The sequence below is a fragment of the Acinetobacter sp. ANC 4973 genome, assembly GCF_002135275.1.
Taxonomy (GTDB): domain Bacteria; phylum Pseudomonadota; class Gammaproteobacteria; order Pseudomonadales; family Moraxellaceae; genus Acinetobacter; species Acinetobacter kyonggiensis.
In genome coordinates, this window is the sequence record NZ_NEGM01000001.1 from 370,077 (window position 1) to 386,062 (window position 15,986).

17 protein-coding genes and 4 tRNA genes are annotated in these 15,986 nt (G+C 37.4%); 12 read left to right on the forward strand and 9 right to left on the reverse strand.

The genetic code is table 11. The annotated features are described in order from the left end of the window. The first annotated feature begins 131 nt into the window (after positions 1 to 131). Entirely contained in the window at positions 132 to 1,358 is a 1,227-nt protein-coding gene (locus tag B9T30_RS01885; protein WP_086183532.1) for a pyridoxal phosphate-dependent aminotransferase, read from the forward strand. Positions 1,359 to 1,446: 88 nt separating this feature from the next. On the opposite strand, the gene B9T30_RS01890 is transcribed toward B9T30_RS01885, so the two are convergent. Then, complete coding sequence (locus tag B9T30_RS01890) at positions 1,447 to 2,289, reverse strand: DMT family transporter (RefSeq protein WP_086183533.1); 843 nt, start codon at positions 2,287 to 2,289, stop codon at positions 1,447 to 1,449. A 110-nt stretch (positions 2,290 to 2,399) separates the two neighbouring features. Beyond that, positions 2,400 to 2,819 carry a GFA family protein gene (locus tag B9T30_RS01895; RefSeq protein ID WP_086183534.1) on the reverse strand — a complete coding sequence of 140 codons (420 nt, stop codon included), beginning with the start codon at positions 2,817 to 2,819 and terminating at the stop codon, positions 2,400 to 2,402. A 215-nt stretch (positions 2,820 to 3,034) separates the two neighbouring features. On the opposite strand from B9T30_RS01895, the gene B9T30_RS01900 reads away from it, so the two are divergent. Both B9T30_RS01900 and B9T30_RS01905 read left to right on the forward strand, forming a co-directional pair. Further along, the gene (locus B9T30_RS01900) at positions 3,035 to 3,280 is read left to right on the forward strand and encodes a hypothetical protein (protein WP_086183535.1); all 246 of its coding nucleotides are present in this window, start codon (positions 3,035 to 3,037) and stop codon (positions 3,278 to 3,280) included. A gap of 84 nt (positions 3,281 to 3,364) precedes the next feature. Beyond that, entirely contained in the window at positions 3,365 to 3,799 is a 435-nt protein-coding gene (locus B9T30_RS01905) for a PaaI family thioesterase (RefSeq protein WP_086183536.1), read from the forward strand. A gap of 78 nt (positions 3,800 to 3,877) precedes the next feature. On the opposite strand, the gene B9T30_RS01910 is transcribed toward B9T30_RS01905, so the two are convergent. Continuing rightward, on the reverse strand, positions 3,878 to 4,336 hold the full coding sequence (locus tag B9T30_RS01910) for a hypothetical protein (RefSeq protein WP_086183537.1): 459 nt from the start codon (positions 4,334 to 4,336) through the stop codon (positions 3,878 to 3,880). 239 nt (positions 4,337 to 4,575) lie between these two features. Here B9T30_RS01910 and B9T30_RS01915 point away from each other — a divergent pair. From B9T30_RS01915 to B9T30_RS01925, 3 genes are all read left to right on the forward strand, one after another. Further along, positions 4,576 to 4,651: transfer RNA gene (locus tag B9T30_RS01915), tRNA-Asn, on the forward strand. Positions 4,652 to 4,742: 91 nt separating this feature from the next. After that, on the forward strand, positions 4,743 to 5,465 hold the full coding sequence (locus tag B9T30_RS01920; RefSeq protein WP_086183538.1) for a hypothetical protein: 723 nt from the start codon (positions 4,743 to 4,745) through the stop codon (positions 5,463 to 5,465). 22 nt (positions 5,466 to 5,487) lie between these two features. Beyond that, entirely contained in the window at positions 5,488 to 5,820 is a 333-nt protein-coding gene (locus tag B9T30_RS01925) for a hypothetical protein (RefSeq protein WP_171264099.1), read from the forward strand. A 266-nt stretch (positions 5,821 to 6,086) separates the two neighbouring features. Here B9T30_RS01925 and B9T30_RS01930 read toward each other — a convergent pair whose 3' ends face one another. Further along, entirely contained in the window at positions 6,087 to 7,268 is a 1,182-nt protein-coding gene (locus tag B9T30_RS01930) for a trypsin-like peptidase domain-containing protein (protein ID WP_086183540.1), read from the reverse strand. A gap of 171 nt (positions 7,269 to 7,439) precedes the next feature. Here B9T30_RS01930 and B9T30_RS01935 point away from each other — a divergent pair, with 171 nt between their 5' ends. The 6 genes from B9T30_RS01935 to B9T30_RS01960 all read left to right on the forward strand — a co-directional run bounded on the left by B9T30_RS01935 (position 7,440) and on the right by B9T30_RS01960 (position 10,116). Continuing rightward, positions 7,440 to 8,198: a Nif3-like dinuclear metal center hexameric protein gene (locus B9T30_RS01935; RefSeq protein ID WP_086183541.1), complete on the forward strand. Its 759-nt coding sequence runs from the start codon at positions 7,440 to 7,442 to the stop codon at positions 8,196 to 8,198. 157 nt (positions 8,199 to 8,355) lie between these two features. Then, entirely contained in the window at positions 8,356 to 8,982 is a 627-nt protein-coding gene (locus tag B9T30_RS01940; protein ID WP_004651484.1) for a superoxide dismutase, read from the forward strand. Between the two features lie 146 nt (positions 8,983 to 9,128). Continuing rightward, positions 9,129 to 9,204 (forward strand) — tRNA-Asn (locus B9T30_RS01945). Between the two features lie 5 nt (positions 9,205 to 9,209). After that, positions 9,210 to 9,285 (forward strand) — tRNA-Asn (locus B9T30_RS01950). 223 nt (positions 9,286 to 9,508) lie between these two features. Further along, a tRNA-Asn gene (locus B9T30_RS01955) sits at positions 9,509 to 9,584 on the forward strand. A 145-nt stretch (positions 9,585 to 9,729) separates the two neighbouring features. Next, positions 9,730 to 10,116, forward strand: coding sequence for a DUF2726 domain-containing protein (locus tag B9T30_RS01960; protein ID WP_413772549.1), 387 nt, complete (start codon positions 9,730 to 9,732; stop codon positions 10,114 to 10,116). Positions 10,117 to 10,149: 33 nt separating this feature from the next. Here the strand turns inward: B9T30_RS01960 and B9T30_RS01965 are convergent, their stop codons facing one another. The 5 genes from B9T30_RS01965 to glnA form a co-directional block, all read right to left on the reverse strand. Continuing rightward, entirely contained in the window at positions 10,150 to 11,445 is a 1,296-nt protein-coding gene (locus B9T30_RS01965) for a prolyl oligopeptidase family serine peptidase (RefSeq protein ID WP_086183543.1), read from the reverse strand. Positions 11,446 to 11,723: 278 nt separating this feature from the next. Continuing rightward, positions 11,724 to 12,602: a 4-hydroxybenzoate octaprenyltransferase gene (gene ubiA / locus B9T30_RS01970; protein WP_086183544.1), complete on the reverse strand. Its 879-nt coding sequence runs from the start codon at positions 12,600 to 12,602 to the stop codon at positions 11,724 to 11,726. Positions 12,603 to 12,620: 18 nt separating this feature from the next. Beyond that, the gene (locus tag B9T30_RS01975; RefSeq protein ID WP_086183545.1) at positions 12,621 to 13,121 is read right to left on the reverse strand and encodes a chorismate--pyruvate lyase family protein; all 501 of its coding nucleotides are present in this window, start codon (positions 13,119 to 13,121) and stop codon (positions 12,621 to 12,623) included. A gap of 130 nt (positions 13,122 to 13,251) precedes the next feature. Then, complete coding sequence (locus B9T30_RS01980) at positions 13,252 to 13,527, reverse strand: hypothetical protein (RefSeq protein WP_086183546.1); 276 nt, start codon at positions 13,525 to 13,527, stop codon at positions 13,252 to 13,254. Positions 13,528 to 13,618: 91 nt separating this feature from the next. After that, positions 13,619 to 15,034 carry a type I glutamate--ammonia ligase gene (glnA, locus tag B9T30_RS01985; RefSeq protein ID WP_171065353.1) on the reverse strand — a complete coding sequence of 472 codons (1,416 nt, stop codon included), beginning with the start codon at positions 15,032 to 15,034 and terminating at the stop codon, positions 13,619 to 13,621. Between the last annotated feature and the right edge of the window lie 952 nt (positions 15,035 to 15,986).

Sequence of the window (15,986 nt, forward strand, 5' to 3'; positions counted from 1 at the left end):
ATAAACCATCAATTAAACAAAACAATGTACTTTTTCTATTGTTGGCGCATTCTGTCTCCCCTTTCTTGTGTTTTTTAGGCTAAAATAATCTGCTTTTTTATTTTCTAATCCCCATAAGAAGGAATACTGCCGTGGACGTACGTCTCTCTGATCGTGTAAATGCCATCAAACCGTCCCCTACACTTGCTGTTACCAACAAAGCTGCTGAACTTAAAGCTGCTGGTAAAAACGTAATTGGTTTGGGCGCAGGTGAACCAGATTTTGACACCCCACAACACATCAAAGATGCAGCAATTACAGCAATTAACAACGGTTTTACCAAATATACCGCTGTTGATGGTACGCCAGGTCTTAAAAAAGCGATTATCGCAAAATTTAAACGCGACAATAATCTTGATTATGCAGCAAACCAAATCTTGGTTTCTTGCGGTGGCAAACAATCCTTCTTTAACTTGGCACTTGCTTTGTTAAACAAAGGTGATGAAGTCATTATTCCTGCACCTTATTGGGTAAGCTACCCAGATATGGTGATCATCGCTGAAGGCGTTCCAGTTGTTGTAAAATGTGGTGAAGAACAACGTTTCAAAATCACACCTGCTCAATTAGAAGCTGCAATCACTGACAAAACGCGTTTAGTCGTGCTTAACAGCCCATCTAACCCAACAGGCATGATTTACACTAAAGCTGAATTAGAAGCTTTGGCTGAAGTCCTTCGTAAATACCCAGAAGTTTATATCGCTTCTGATGATATGTACGAGCCAATCCGTTGGGATGATGAGTTCTACAACATCGCAACTGTTGCGCCTGACCTTTATGACCGTACAATCGTATTAAACGGTGTGTCTAAAGCCTATGCAATGACTGGCTGGCGTATTGGCTATGCAGCGGGTCCTGCTAAATTGATTGGCGCAATGAAAAAAATCCAATCTCAATCAACTTCAAACCCAACGTCTATTTCGCAAGTTGCTGCTGAAGCTGCATTGAATGGCCCTCAAGATGTTCTTGAGCCAATGATTGAAGCATTCAAACGTCGTCATGACTTAGTGATGGCTGGTTTAAATGACATCAACGGTATTTCTTGCCTACCTGCTGATGGTGCGTTCTATGCTTACGCAAACATCAAACCACTTATTCGTGCGAAAGGCTTAAAATCTTGCACAGAGTTTTCTGAATGGTTATTGGAAGAAACGGGTGTTGCCGTGGTTCCTGGTGATGCATTCGGCTTAGGTGGTTTCATGCGCATTTCTTACGCAACTGCTGATGAAGTACTTGTAGATGCACTTGCTCGTATTAAGAAAGCTGCTGATTCAATCGAAGGCGTAGATGCTGCAATTGCTTCAATTGCTGCTGAAAAATAATCTGCTTTTTATAAAGCTAGATTAAAAAAACCCGCAATTTTCGCGGGTTTTTTTAATTAAAAATAAATACTTAATATAAGAAAGTGACTTACTTATTTTCTTCAACGCTATTTTTTCCTGCATAAATCACCAAGAAAATCCCCAATAAAACAATCACGGTTGATAAAACAAGACGTAGCCCAATGGTTTCACCAATAAAAAGTGAACCACCTAGAATTGCTAAACATGGCACACTCAACTGTACAGTGCTCGCATCTATACGGTCTATACGCTTAACAATGGAATACCACAGCACATAGGCTCCACCAGAGGTGACTCCACCTGAAAGCATGGCAAGAACAACGCCTTGAGTACTCATATTTGCACCTTGATGTAACATAAAATAGCTCAAGATCACAAAAGGAACAGCCAGCAAGAAATTCCCCAAACTGCTTGCTAAAGGACTCAGCATCTTCTTACCTAAAATACTATAAACAGCCCAAGCTAAACCGGAAATCATCATAATGATGGCATAACTCAAACTCGGTGCACTGGCCCCCGGTAAAAGTAAAATGACAATCCCCATTAATGCAAGGATTAAACCAAAACCACGTTTTAAATTTAGTTTTTCACCATGAAAAACAGCATAAAAAACCATTATCAATTGTACCATTCCAAAGAGTAAAAGCGCCCCAACACCCGCATCAATCTGGATATAAGCATATGAAAATGCCACAATATAAATTGCCAAAGCCAACGCACTGTATAAATTCCATTGTATTGCCTGTCGCGTTTGACTCAGCAACCACAGCATTAACAAGACCACAGCACCACTACAGACACGAATTACACTAAAACTTAACGGATCTATTTGCTGTCCAGCCAAAGCCAAACGACACAACACTGAATTCGCAGAAAAAGCGATCATTGCCAAAATTATTTTAAATAGCATTGTTGAGCATCCATATTCAACGACGTACCAATTCAACCTTTAAATCCAAAGTGACCCCATACTTAAACTTAATCACTTTTTTAAACTATCAAATTACTCTTACTTTCAAATTATTCTTGATTTCCTCCACCAAATAACGCGACAACATCTGCCTCTGTCAGTTTTTTAGTCTCATTTTTAAAACTATAAAATTCAGGTTTATTATCAATATAAATTTCCATATTAAAGTTAAGGTCTTCAGGCTGCTCATTTAATGCAAAGACATTAACATTACAATAACTTTGATCTTTAGTACGCCAAAATAAAGTTGTCGCACATTGATTACAAAATCCACGCTCACCCCATTCTGAAGATTGATATATAGACAAATAATCTTGCTTGATAAATTGCAAACTTCCTTGCTTAATATCAACAGTCATAATGACACCACTGGTTTGCCTACGACAAATAGAACAGTGACAGGCATGTACATCATGATTTTTTAGCTGCACATTAAAAGTCGTTTGACCACATACACATTGACCATTCATTTAAGTTTTCCATCATTTTTCTAATATTTATTACAAGCTTAATTATTCACAAACCAAAAGGTTCATTTCATTCATTGTACTATAGCGCTGTATTTTTACAGAATTCTACATACATATTTATGCTATACAAAAAATTTTAAACAAAAATAAAATAGTAAAATCAAGCAAATAATTTTACACTTTAATTAGACAATACATTAAATACTCTGATATTTATGCGCTATAAAATTATTGATGTCTATCCTCAACAGAATGTAAAAAGATATATTGCGAAATGTTTAAAACAGCAATCACCTCAATTTATTGTTATAGAAAGTGCCCGCACTTTATGTAAAGAACTCGATATTATTGATGTTAATCATCAATCTGCACAAGCAACATGGGCAACAGGTGAAAAAATTGCTCTGAATATTGTAGAAAGTTCAGATAGCTTAGATAAAATTTATGAATTAGACACCTAATTCATTTATTGCAATTTTCAATATTTATCATTAATTTATTAAACAATTTCCTATGTATAACTTAATAATTATTAAGGATAAAACATGAATCATCTTAAAGAAATGACAGGACTACAACTTTTACAAGCCATGTGCGCTGGAAAAATCCCAGCTGCAAGCATTAGTGAAACCATTCCTATGCAGCCATATGAAGTTTCTGAAGGAACAATCCGCTTCAAGGCTAAAGCAGATAGCCATCATTTAAACCCACTGGGTGGTGTTCATGGCGGTTTTGCAGCAACAGTACTCGATTCTGTCACAGGCTGCGCTGTACACAGCATGTTAGAGGCAGGTGTGGGGTACGGCACCATCGACCTAAACATTAAAATGTGCCGTCCTATCCCGCAAGATCAAGAACTTCTTGCAATTGGCACAGTCATTAACATCAGTAAAAACTTAGGTATTTCGGAAGGTAAAATCATAGATGAAAATGGCAAGTTATATGCACATGCCACTGCAACCTGCATGATTATTCGTTAATTTCTATACCTTAAACTGTTTAAGCCCAGTATTTTGGCAAACCAATCAAAGGTTTGCCATTACGACATACTTTTCTGTTTATATGGCTGTTTTAAAATTTTTAATCAGGCTGCCCTGAAAAATACTCGGACGATGTGTACCTTTAAAAATACACAAATACTTAAATACACTATCTAAAGATACGGAAAGCTTTTTTTGCTCAGACACAGACCAAACTTTCGAATTGTTTCGTCCTGATAAAGCACTGCCATTTAACTGATAAAGATATAAATCATGATCACGCTGTAACGGTTTTTTACGGCCATTAGAATAACTTTCTAGTAGCAGTTGACATGGCGAGTTAATCAACCATTTATCACTAAACCAAAGCTGTAATAAATCACCAAGATAAAGCTGTTCAGTGCCCACTGGCCACACTTGAATATAAGCGTCTTCTACCGCAGTTCGATACTTTACAGAATCTTGAATAATTGAAAGGTAGTTGTCTTGATAAAAAGATAAATTTGAAAAAATTTCGGCAATTGTCAGCGTATGCATTCGCTTTCTCCTGTTTAGCCATTTTAGTGCTGGCAAGTTGGTTTTAAATCCACACTGTTTGAATGTTCATTCAAACGCTCTGTTATGGATTTAATCTAGCAACTCATTTTTGGCTGTGCAAGTTTTTTTAACTATTTTGATTTATTTGTCTAAATAAAAAGCATACAGTGCAAAAATGAAGGAAAGGTGACAACTTTAGCTTGACCCTCTGAAAAATCCCCTTATAATCGCACTCAGATTCTCCAATAGCTCAGTCGGTAGAGCGACGGACTGTTAATCCGCAGGTCCCTGGTTCGAGCCCAGGTTGGAGAGCCAAATATTAAAAAGCCCAATCATTTTGAATTGGGCTTTTTTTATGCCTATATTTTAAATATACTGCGCCAAATCATTCTCTTAAAAATAAAAAATGCTGATTAAAACAGATTTAAAATCCAATCAAGCCGCATTGCTACGCGCTAAACTCGCCACTTTCGTACTTCTATTTTTAAGTATTCCCTTTGTCATTTACTTAGTGAGCTGCTCACCAAAAACTCAGCTTGAAAAACTAACCAATGCCGCACCACAGCTCTACGATAGTCAAACCAATCAAGCCATTCCCAGCACTCAACAATTGCTCATTCCCACTGATCAAATTCAGGATAATAAATTTCAGCCGAATAACAACCTTCCCGCACTTGAGCAGATATCAACAGAAAAACATTGGATAAGTCCAGCAGTCCCTTTCAACAACACTACGGGTCGCTTTTACCTGCACGTTGATTTTGCAGGGCAACAACACAACTGCAAAGATCTTGAAATTACAGTACTGCCAATCTGTGAGCTACAAGGCAAGTCAGCACCTTGCCGTAAAACCAATCTAAATAATCAGGGATATTTCTTTAATGTCTCAACCAATCAACAAACAGAATATCAAAGCCTAAAAGCCAATCAATCTTGGTTATTTTACGGACATGATTTTGAAGAAAGCTACAGTATTCCCCACAATACACCATCGTTAAAATTTATAGTGAAAGCCAATATTCCTGAGGGCCTAAGCATCAACTGGTTAAGATTAAGCATTAGTGAAAATCCTATCACCTTTACAACAGACCAGCATCATGTTAGGCAGCAAATATATACACTGGTTTAAATATGCCTTGATATTTCTTCCTGTGTTAGGCTTTTTGCTGTTTCATTTCAATCAAGGTTTTGAGAGCGGTAGAGCATTAACCATTGGCTTGCTCAGCAGCTTACTTTTTACAATACATACCGCTGTTTGGGACATCAATTACATGGTGTTCGGATGCCTACTCTTATCCTTGGCGAGCGTTTTATACTGCTTTGGCAATTCGCTCTATCGCCTGCTGTATTTAACAGGCTTTCTAGTTATTGCAGGGTATGCACAACAAAAATTTGGTGGCTTTAATCACGCATTTTTCACTCAAACCACACTGATTTTGATTATTGGTTTAGGTTTGTATTTTGCAGAATCCAAAGACCAATAAGCATCGCAACCAGAATAAAAATGAACGTGGATTACAGCACTTCAAATCACCTTAATAACAGCCATGAATTCGGCCAAATCTAAATAATCACTCTTAAGATAAATTCCCACATTTACCATTGTCTTATTATCAATACTTAAAAATGATCGTGCAAATAGATAGAAAATAAATCTCTATTGCACCTCATCTAAGAATCTAAAAAATAAAAAAGCGCATCGAAATGCGCTTTTTCTAGTCAAATTATCTAAATAAAAATCAGATTTTTTTTAACGCTTCGGTAAAGGAATATACTGTGAACTATTATTCTGCGCTTTACGCTCAGCCACAATCACATCAAGCATTAATGGTTTTTCATCTCGAATAACAGCAATTTTGATACTGCTATTTGGAGCCTGTAAAGCCACATAGTTAATCAGGTGAGAAGCTGAAGTAATCGGCTCACCATTAACCTGAATAATCTTATCGCCTTTTTTAATTCCTGCATTTGCCGCTGGCCCTTTAGGCAGTACATCTGCCACCACAACACCTGCTTGCTTAGGTTCAAGAAAATTTTCTTGTTGTACAGGCATCAGGCTGATCCCTAACCAACCCCGAACCACACGACCATCTTTTAAAATTGAATTCAATACTTGCTGACAAACCTTAGCAGGAATTGCGAAGCCGATACCCAATGAACCACCTGATTGAGAAAATATGGCCGTATTTACCCCAATCAAATTACCTGCAACATCAGTCAATGCACCACCAGAGTTACCCGGATTAATTGCAGCATCTGTTTGAATAAAGTCTTCATAGGTATTAATCCCCAAATCTGAACGATTGGTTGCAGAGATAATCCCTTGCGTTACTGTTTGCCCAACACCAAATGGGTTACCAATCGCAAGGACAACGTCTCCAACCTCATTACCACTCAACTTAAAAGGCAAAACAGGCAGCTTATCTAATTCAATTTTAATTACGGCAAGATCAGAATCTGGATCAGTACCAATAATTTTTGCAAGTGCACGACGACCATCATTTAACGCCACCACAATCTGATCTGCTTGCGCAATCACATGATTATTAGTCAAAATATAGCCATCAGAACGAACAATAACACCTGAACCTAAACTGTTTTCATTTTGTTCTTGACCCAGTTGATCTGGAATTTGATCACCAAAAAATTCACGAAAAGCAGGATCATTTAATAAAGGATGTTCGGCTTTGTTTACTTTTTGTGTGGTAAAAATATTCACTACTGCCGGAGCTGCAACTTTGACAGCAGCACTATAAGAATCAACCCCACCCGTTTTGGTCGTATTGACCAAAGACTCCACTTTCTCTGCTGGCATTTTTACACCATCAGCGGCAATAGGCGCTTTAGGTTTCTGATATTGTTGCCATGAAAGAAAACCGAGAGTCACTAGAATGAGTAAAACCCAAGGTAACCATGAAAATGTGCGACGCACTTTAATTTCCTCTAATAAATATTTTAATTCGTTGATGACTAAGTAATTTATGAATCATTGTAAGATGAAATACATCAAGAAACATAAAATAGTACAAGAGTTTTGTCATGCTTTAGTTACAATTTAAAATATGTGTTGTTGATGTTAAATATTTAGACTTTTGAGAAATTTATGGCAAAACTTAATGAAATTATTCAGTGGTGCAATCAAACCCTGAAATCACATGAATTTAAAGACTATGCACCAAATGGTTTACAAATTGAAGGGAAACTAGAGGTAAATAAAATTTTGTGTGCGGTCACTGCATCACAAGATGCCATTGATGCAGCGATTGAACAAGGTGCTGACCTACTCCTAGTGCATCATGGTTATTTTTGGAAAGGTGAACCCTACCCTATCACAGGAATGCGTGGTAAACGTATTAAGAGCCTCATTCAGCATGATATCTCCCTTGTAGGCTACCATTTACCGCTCGATTCGCACCCAAGCCTTGGCAATAATGCAGCCCTCGCGGAAATTTTAGGTTTACGCGATATCGAACCGCTAGATTCCAATGAACGCTACCCGATTGGTAATATTGGTTACTTAAACCAACCTATGTCTGCGGCAGCATTTAAACAGTATTGTACTGATCGTTTAGGTTTTAACACCATCCACTTACCTGCCGAAAAAATCAGCATCCAAAAAGTGGCATATTGTACTGGCGCTGCACAAGACTTTATCAGCAAAGCGGCTGAACGTGACTGTGATGCCTATATTTCTGGGGAAGTCAGCGAGCGTACTTATTATGAAGCACGCGAATTAAACGTGAATTACTACGCCTGCGGTCATCATGCAACTGAGCGTTATGGTGTTCAGCGCCTCGCTAAAGCTATTTCAGAACAGTTCAATATTGAGTATAGTTATTTCGAATTAAACAATCCGATTTAATTTTAAAATCGCTTGTGTTTGGCATTTTTCTTTATACATATAAATTCAGGCTTTATTCTGTATTGTTATTTATAAGCAATGCGCAATTTTCCCTAAGAATCTATTACAATAAAGCCACTTAATGTCAAAACCCAGCAAAATGCAAGGAATTGAAAACATGACAACGATTACTTTACCGGCACTTCCATACGGTTATGAAGATCTTGCTCCACACATCAGCAAAGAAACTTTAGAATACCATCACGACAAACATCACAACACTTACGTTGTGAACTTGAATAACCTGATCAAAGGTACTGACCTTGAAGGTAAAACTTTAGAAGAAATCATTACAGCGACTGCTGGTGATGCAACTAAAGCGGGTGTATTCAATAACTCGGCTCAAGTTTGGAACCATACATTCTACTGGAACTGTATGGCTAAAAATGGTGGTGGTAAAGCAACTGGCGCTTTGGCTGCTAAAATTGATGAAGCTTTCGGTTCTTTTGAAAAATTTGCTGAAGAATTTGCTGCGGCTGCAACAACTCAATTCGGTTCAGGTTGGGCTTGGTTAGTTGCTGATAAAGTAAATGGCAACCTTTCTATCCTTAAAACATCAAATGCAGACACTCCACTTGCTCACGGTCAAGTTGCAGTACTCACAATTGACGTTTGGGAACATGCTTACTACATCGATTTCCGTAATGCACGTCCTGTTTATATCAAAACTTTCCTTGATAGCCTAGTAAACTGGGATTATGCAAATGCTAAATATGCGGGTCAAGCTGCTGGCGTAGAAAAATAATTTATTATTTTTGCATAAAAAACCACCCATTATGGGTGGTTTTTTTATTTTTAAGACATTTCTGCATAATTATAAGGCAAATGATTCACTTCTTTATCTTTACATGTTGACGAGCCAGACTTTCATCCCTAAAATGCGCATCAGATTCTCCAATAGCTCAGTCGGTAGAGCGACGGACTGTTAATCCGCAGGTCCCTGGTTCGAGCCCAGGTTGGAGAGCCATCTATTCTTCCATAGCTCAGTTGGTAGAGCGACGGACTGTTAATCCGCAGGTCCCTGGTTCGAGCCCAGGTGGAAGAGCCAGATTCTAAAAAGCCCACTCATAATGAAGTGGGCTTTTTTATATCCGTATTTATGAGCTATTCAATAAATAATATCCACGCGCTCAACTTATCAAAACATAAGCATCAAAAGCACCAAATTTGACCAGAATGATGATAAAAAAAGCAGTTAAATCAACATTTAGCTTTTTTTATCAAAACTAACTTGACCAAAGCACTTTAGGTCAATAGAATCCGTTTCAGATTCTCCAATAGCTCAGTCGGTAGAGCGACGGACTGTTAATCCGCAGGTCCCTGGTTCGAGCCCAGGTTGGAGAGCCAAAATTCTAAAAACCCACTCTTTTGAGTGGGTTTTTTCTTATCTCATTGAAAGACAAATATTGTGGTTAATTTAAGCCAAATTACATTTTTAATTATTGGGTGTATCGCAAGCCTTGCCATACTCATCATCATCAATCTTGAAAAAATTAAATTTAAACGTGACACTCAAATTAGCAGTACTAAAAAAGAATATTACGCTAAGCCTGTCATTAGTAATTTTGAAATTAAAATGTTTGAACGCTTAAAAAAAGCTTGCCCAGAGCATCATGTTTTAGCACAGGTCGCCTTTAGTGCATTAATGACCAGTAACTACATGGCAACACGAAATAAATTTAATCGGAAAGTAACTGATTTTGTCATCTTAAACCACCATCTTGATGTGGTGTGTATTATCGAATTAGATGATCCAAGTCATGTGGGCAAAGAAAATGAAGATGCAAAACGTGATGCAATGCTACAAGAAGCTGGCTACACCGTAATCAGATACACCAGTATCCCCACTGTTCGCCAACTTCAAAAAGATATTCATTGAAAAAGGAGCCGAAGCTCCTTTTTTAATTCATATTTATTTTGCTGGCATATATTGCTGAATAAATGCCACCAACTCTGGGTTCTTTTTAACAATCGCTTGAGTATGTGTTGCATCAACAACAGGTAAAAATTTCACGTTTGTCCCTTGCGCTAACATCGCTTTATACATTGCTTCAGTCACAGGATATGGAACACTCATATCCGCAGTGCCCTGAATAATCAAAATTGGTTTATCAATTTTCACTGTCGCAGGCTGACTATCCTTTAAAAATTTTTGTATTGAAGTACTTGCATAGAACTTATCCTTATTCAAACCAGGATAATCTAATAAACCCTTAGTTGGATTCTCCGTCAGGAATGCCACAATGTCTTTGGTAAAGCGGTAGCGTAAACTATCTTCAGGATGGTTAGTTGGATCAGAACTACTTAAACACAAACCATTGTCACCTGTTGTTCCTTCTGCCAGTGCCGCAATATTTTGTGAACGTACATCGTTAAAAATTTCGCGATAATCAAAACGAGGGTCAGAAGCTTTAATCCCGACAGCAGCAAATGCAGCATAGCTTAATAGCGTTGCATAGGCTCCAATTGAACCCTGTTCGCGTTCAGCCAGTGTCGCACCAGCTTTCAGCTCTTGATTTTCAACAGCTAACAAAGCAGGCGGTGCAATATCAAATATAATTTTATCCAAACTTGATGCTGGTGCCCCTGCTACTGCACCTTTATAGTTTAAGTCTGTATTCGCATATTGTGCTGTTCCTAATGATGCTTGCCCACCTTGTGATTGACCAGCAGACATCCATTGTTTATTCAAAGTATTACCATAATGATCTTGTGCTGCCTTAACTGCGGATATTGCAGATTTAGCTTCACTTTCAAGATGTAAATACGGATGAATACCAGATGCACCCATCCCCTCATAATCAGGCGCAATAATGACATAACCAGCAGCTAAAAGACTTTTGGCTAAAGGATCTTTAAAATTAGTACCTAAAATATTATTTGTTGGCGCACAACCATCTGCAACACCTAGTGTTCCATGCTCCCATACTACAACTCGATAACCATCTTTCGGTTGTGCAATAATAGGAAATAAGACCATCGCAGTTGCTTTTGCGGTCTTACCTTGTACATTCACCATGTTATAAGTCATAACTTTGATAGATGCCGCTTCTTGCAAACTTTTATCAAATACGTAATTTTTTTCAGAAATAAACGTCTGAGTTGGTGTTACTCCAACGTAATCATCACCACCATCATTACACGCTGTTAAAAAGAAAATTGCAGAACAACTGATGGCCAATAATGATCGTTTAAGTACATACTTCATTTCAACATCCTATTTTTGTTAGTTTTATGCTCTCTCCTTGAGAGCCATGTAATAAAAACACAATTCAACACATAAGACTATATTGAAGCTAAGTTATTAAATTAAAATATTTTTATTTAATAATTTTTATTCTGTGAATAGTTACAAATATTAAGAAAATTGATTGATGAATTGCTCATTTTAATTCGCAAGATGCTCTAACGCTAAGACAATTTCAAAAATATAAAAGAAATAAAAAAAAGCATCTGACTAGGATGCTTTTTACCAAAGATTAAAATTTATAGAAATGAAACGAATATACCTAAAAAAATAATTACACCAATCCAACGGTTATGACGGAATGCCCAAAAACAACGTTGTGGATCTCGGTCATTGGTTTTTATCCATTGGTAGATAAAATCAGCAATAGCCACAAATAAGGCAATTAACCCATAAGGAAATAATAAATTTTCTAAATACAATGCACAACCAATCAATAACACACTCACCGCTTGTAACATTGAAATAATTTCAATGTCATATCGACCAAATAAAATCGCTGTAGATTTCACACCAATTTTTAAATCATATTCACGGTCAGTAATAGCATATTGAGTGTCATAAGCCACAGTCCACGCCAAATTACCAAAATAGAGTAACCAACAGGTTAAATCTAGGGGCTTGCCCATGGCCGTAAATGACATCGGAATTCCCCAAGAAAAGGCCATACCCAATACCACCTGTGGCAAATGCGTATAACGCTTCATAAATGGGTAAATAAATGCAAGTAATAAGCCACCCAGAGCACAATAAAATGTTGCGATAGGTAGAAAAAATAAGGTACAAGCACTTGCTGCAATTAATGCTATAAATACCCAGACAGCCTCTTTAGCTGAAATAACCCCTGTCGCCAATGGACGATTTTTAGTTCTTTCTACTTGCCCATCTACTTTACGATCAGCAAAATCATTAATAGCACAACCAGCAGCGCGCATGAAGATAGTACCCAATACCATCGCAATCAATATGGTGAGATTTGGAATCCCTTCTGCCGCAATCCATAATGCCCACATGGTTGGCCAAAAAACCAATTCCGTTCCAATCGGCTTATCAAAACGACATAAATAATAATATGCTGCTAAACGCTCACGCCATGTAGTTTGTTGCGCAATGTCCATGACTATCCTTAACTTACGTTACTGTTTAATATTTTGCTGAATAAATTGCTCAAATGCAGACAAAAAAGTTTCTTGAACAATAAATTTACAACCATGCCAAGTATAGCAACTTTGCCGCGTCCAACCATCTTCAAGCAGAATGACACGACGTTGACACTGCGGATTAGTGCGTTGAAATAGGAACCATCCTATGGGCTTTTTACCAATATGCTGAAATATCCGTGCTTTTGCTTGCAGACTTAAAATAGGAAAGATACTTTTTGCTTTGACCCAAGGCTGCGCTTCAGAGCCATACAGATAGCTTTCACGTACCCATGACGTATGCCAATGTGGCATTTGCATCCATTGTGCATCGCTAAAATTAAGACGTTTAAAATGTTCTTTAATAGGTTTAACCCTAAACTCACCATCCGCTAAATCTGTAAGCTGTTGTGTTAACGAACCTGATGCATATAACCATGTTTTTAATTCAGGAGAAAGTTGCGCCTTCTGTACGTTACATGCCTGCTTATTTCGCATATACCCACTACTCTTTGAAGATGATTTTTTTGAATCTCATTTACTGTAACTGAATTGATTCATGCTTTTGTCACGGCTTCGCCTAAATACACCCTGTTGCATTTACCTAGAGCGACAAAATACCAAAGCATCAGCACTTATCCGTTTTTGCAATCACTTCAAATTTACCACTGGCCGTTTTGTGTAAAATCAAACCATCAGAACTTAGAAAAAAATGTTCAGGATAAGCATAATCTAAAGCCAATGCTGGATTTTTCAAACCAATGAATTCAGCCTGCTTATACCCTTCAGTTGTACGCCCAAGCTCCAAGTAAATGACCGTGGAAAAATTCATTTTAAAACCTTTACCATGATCTTTAACATCAACCCAAGGATAAAAGCTGGTTTCTTTTTTACGTTGTGCCATAAGTTTTCATAAAATTTTCTAATTCAAAAGCAATGATACAAAAAAACCCGCTACATGAGCGGGTTTCTTTTTGCTTAAATTCGCGTACGAATTACAAGCTGTAGTACATATCAAATTCAACTGGGTGAGTTGTCGTGTTCAAACGACGAACTTCTTCAGTTTTAACTTCGATATACGCATTAAGCATATCTTTAGTGAACACACCACCTTTTAATAGGTAATCATGGTCAGCTTCAAGCGCTTCAAGTGCCATATCTAAGCTGTGTGCAACTGTAGGGATTTTCGCTTCTTCTTCAGGAGGAAGATCATACAAGTTTTTATCAGCAGCTTCACCCGGATGGATTTTATTTTGAATGCCATCTAGACCAGCCATCAACAATGCCGCAAAACCTAAGTACGGGTTCATCATTGGATCTGGGAAACGCGCCTCAATACGTTTGCCTTTAGGGCTAGAAACGTAAGGAATACGAATAGACGCTGAACGGTTACGAGCCGAATATGCAAGCATAATTGGCGCTTCGTAATGTGGCACTAAACGCTTGTACGAGTTAGTAGATGGATTGGTAATTGCATTTAGCGAGCGAGCATGCTTAATCACACCACCAATGAAGTACAACGCCATTTCTGAAAGGCCTGCATATTCATCACCAGCAAACAAGTTCTTGCCATCTTTAGAGATCGACATATGAACATGCATACCAGAACCATTATCGCCAACCATTGGTTTAGGCATAAACGTAGCAGTTTTAGCATATTGATGTGCAACGTTCCAAACAGCATATTTAAACTGTTGTACTTCGTCAGCTTTACGAACCATCGTGTTGAAGCTCACACCAATTTCTAATTGGCAAGATGCAACTTCATGGTGATGTACTTCTACACGACCAGGGCCCATGATGTCTTCGATTTTTGCACACATTTCTGCACGCATATCATGTGAAGAATCTACTGGTGGAACTGGGAAGTAACCGCCTTTAACACGTGGACGGTGACCAGAGTTACCGCCTTCGTAGTCTTTGTTTGTTGACCAAGCAGCTTCTTCTGCGATTAATGTATGGCGAGCGCCAGACATATCGATTTCCCATTTAACTTCGTCAAATACGAAGAATTCTGGTTCAGGACCGAAGAATGCAGTATCACCAATACCTGTTGATTTTAAGTATTCTTCTGCACGGCGAGCGATTGAGCGTGGATCACGTTCATAACCTTGACCAGTAGATGGCTCGATTACATCACAAGTTACAACAACTGTCGCTTCAGCAAAGAACGGGTCAAGGAAACATGTTTCAGCATCTGGACGTAAAATCATGTCCGAAGCTTCAATGCCTTTCCAACCTGTAATTGAAGAACCGTCAAACATTTTACCGTCTTCAAATGTATCTTCGTCAATCGTATCTGCTGGGTAAGTTACGTGCTGCTCTTTACCCTTAGTATCAGTAAAGCGAAAATCGACCCATTTTGCGCCACTTTCTTGGATGAGTTGAAGGACCTTGTTCGCCATGCTCATTTTGCTCCGATGATTTTTTGTTGCACCTGCTAAGTGCGTGTTAGTAGTTGGTATCTATTAAGCAATTCTCATACCAACTTTTAAAAACAAAGATAAAATATTGAATTCTTTATCAGAATAGAAGATTTAACCACTTTGATTTGAAGCTATTATACTGTGTGAAAATGTAAATGCACCATATTCAAACACTCTTCATTACTTTTGATTAAAAAGTTTCTCTCATTGTATCAAAATGGTGCAAATTTATTTTTAAACCGTGTAAAAGATCCTTTTTTCGAACTATTTAACTTTAAAGTAGCCTCTTTATTTCAAAATCAATTTTTAAAATTTATTTTTATGCCATGTTAATGATTTAATTGCTGAATATTTCAGCCATTCAATATAAATTAATAAAAATAAATTTACTTTGATCAAATTATTAGCGGGTTATTGTGGTGCTATTTTATGCTTTTACATTAAATATGCAAATATTTCACTCGACCAAATAATTCAAACTCTATGCGCTATTTTGGTGACAAGAGTTCTAACCCTCATTCCATCTGATAAATGTACACTGATAAAGCCAATCTTCAACCATTTAAATTCCAATATAAAACCTTACTTATAGTTAGTCTATTACTTAAAGTTAAAAATATTTTATTCTAAACTGCCTTTTAAACCTGAATAAAACCCTTATATTATTTAAGCTTATTTTAGGTTTTAGCAATCTAAATAATTAAAACTGATGCAGCATAACATGCAAATAAATCAGCTTATTCCTCTGCTGAGATCCCTCTAAAATCATTATCATGGAAATAGTTCAGCCGAAAATGCTTATTTTTTGCTATGATTATTCACACTCCATTTTTTACTTATTTTAAAGCCCCTCATTTATATTAGGTCAGCTCTAAAAAAATAAGCACAATGTGAGTATTCTTGGACTATTCGAGCACATACACGTGCGTAAATTTCA

Excerpts from the sequence above, each read along its gene's own strand:
- B9T30_RS01890 (WP_086183533.1), bottom strand. The coding sequence starts at position 2,289 with ATGCTATTTAAAATAATTTTGGCAATGATCGCTTTTTCTGCGAATTCA.
- B9T30_RS01895 (WP_086183534.1), bottom strand. The coding sequence starts at position 2,819 with ATGAATGGTCAATGTGTATGTGGTCAAACGACTTTTAATGTGCAGCTA.
- B9T30_RS01900 (WP_086183535.1), top strand. The coding sequence starts at position 3,035 with ATGCGCTATAAAATTATTGATGTCTATCCTCAACAGAATGTAAAAAGA.
- B9T30_RS01905 (WP_086183536.1), top strand. The coding sequence starts at position 3,365 with ATGAATCATCTTAAAGAAATGACAGGACTACAACTTTTACAAGCCATG.
- B9T30_RS01910 (WP_086183537.1), bottom strand. The coding sequence starts at position 4,336 with ATGCATACGCTGACAATTGCCGAAATTTTTTCAAATTTATCTTTTTAT.
- B9T30_RS01920 (WP_086183538.1), top strand. The coding sequence starts at position 4,743 with ATGCTGATTAAAACAGATTTAAAATCCAATCAAGCCGCATTGCTACGC.
- B9T30_RS01935 (WP_086183541.1), top strand. The coding sequence starts at position 7,440 with ATGGCAAAACTTAATGAAATTATTCAGTGGTGCAATCAAACCCTGAAA.
- B9T30_RS01940 (WP_004651484.1), top strand. The coding sequence starts at position 8,356 with ATGACAACGATTACTTTACCGGCACTTCCATACGGTTATGAAGATCTT.
- B9T30_RS01965 (WP_086183543.1), bottom strand. The coding sequence starts at position 11,445 with ATGAAGTATGTACTTAAACGATCATTATTGGCCATCAGTTGTTCTGCA.
- ubiA (WP_086183544.1), bottom strand. The coding sequence starts at position 12,602 with ATGGACATTGCGCAACAAACTACATGGCGTGAGCGTTTAGCAGCATAT.
- B9T30_RS01975 (WP_086183545.1), bottom strand. The coding sequence starts at position 13,121 with ATGCGAAATAAGCAGGCATGTAACGTACAGAAGGCGCAACTTTCTCCT.
- B9T30_RS01980 (WP_086183546.1), bottom strand. The coding sequence starts at position 13,527 with ATGGCACAACGTAAAAAAGAAACCAGCTTTTATCCTTGGGTTGATGTT.
- glnA (WP_171065353.1), bottom strand. The coding sequence starts at position 15,034 with ATGAGCATGGCGAACAAGGTCCTTCAACTCATCCAAGAAAGTGGCGCA.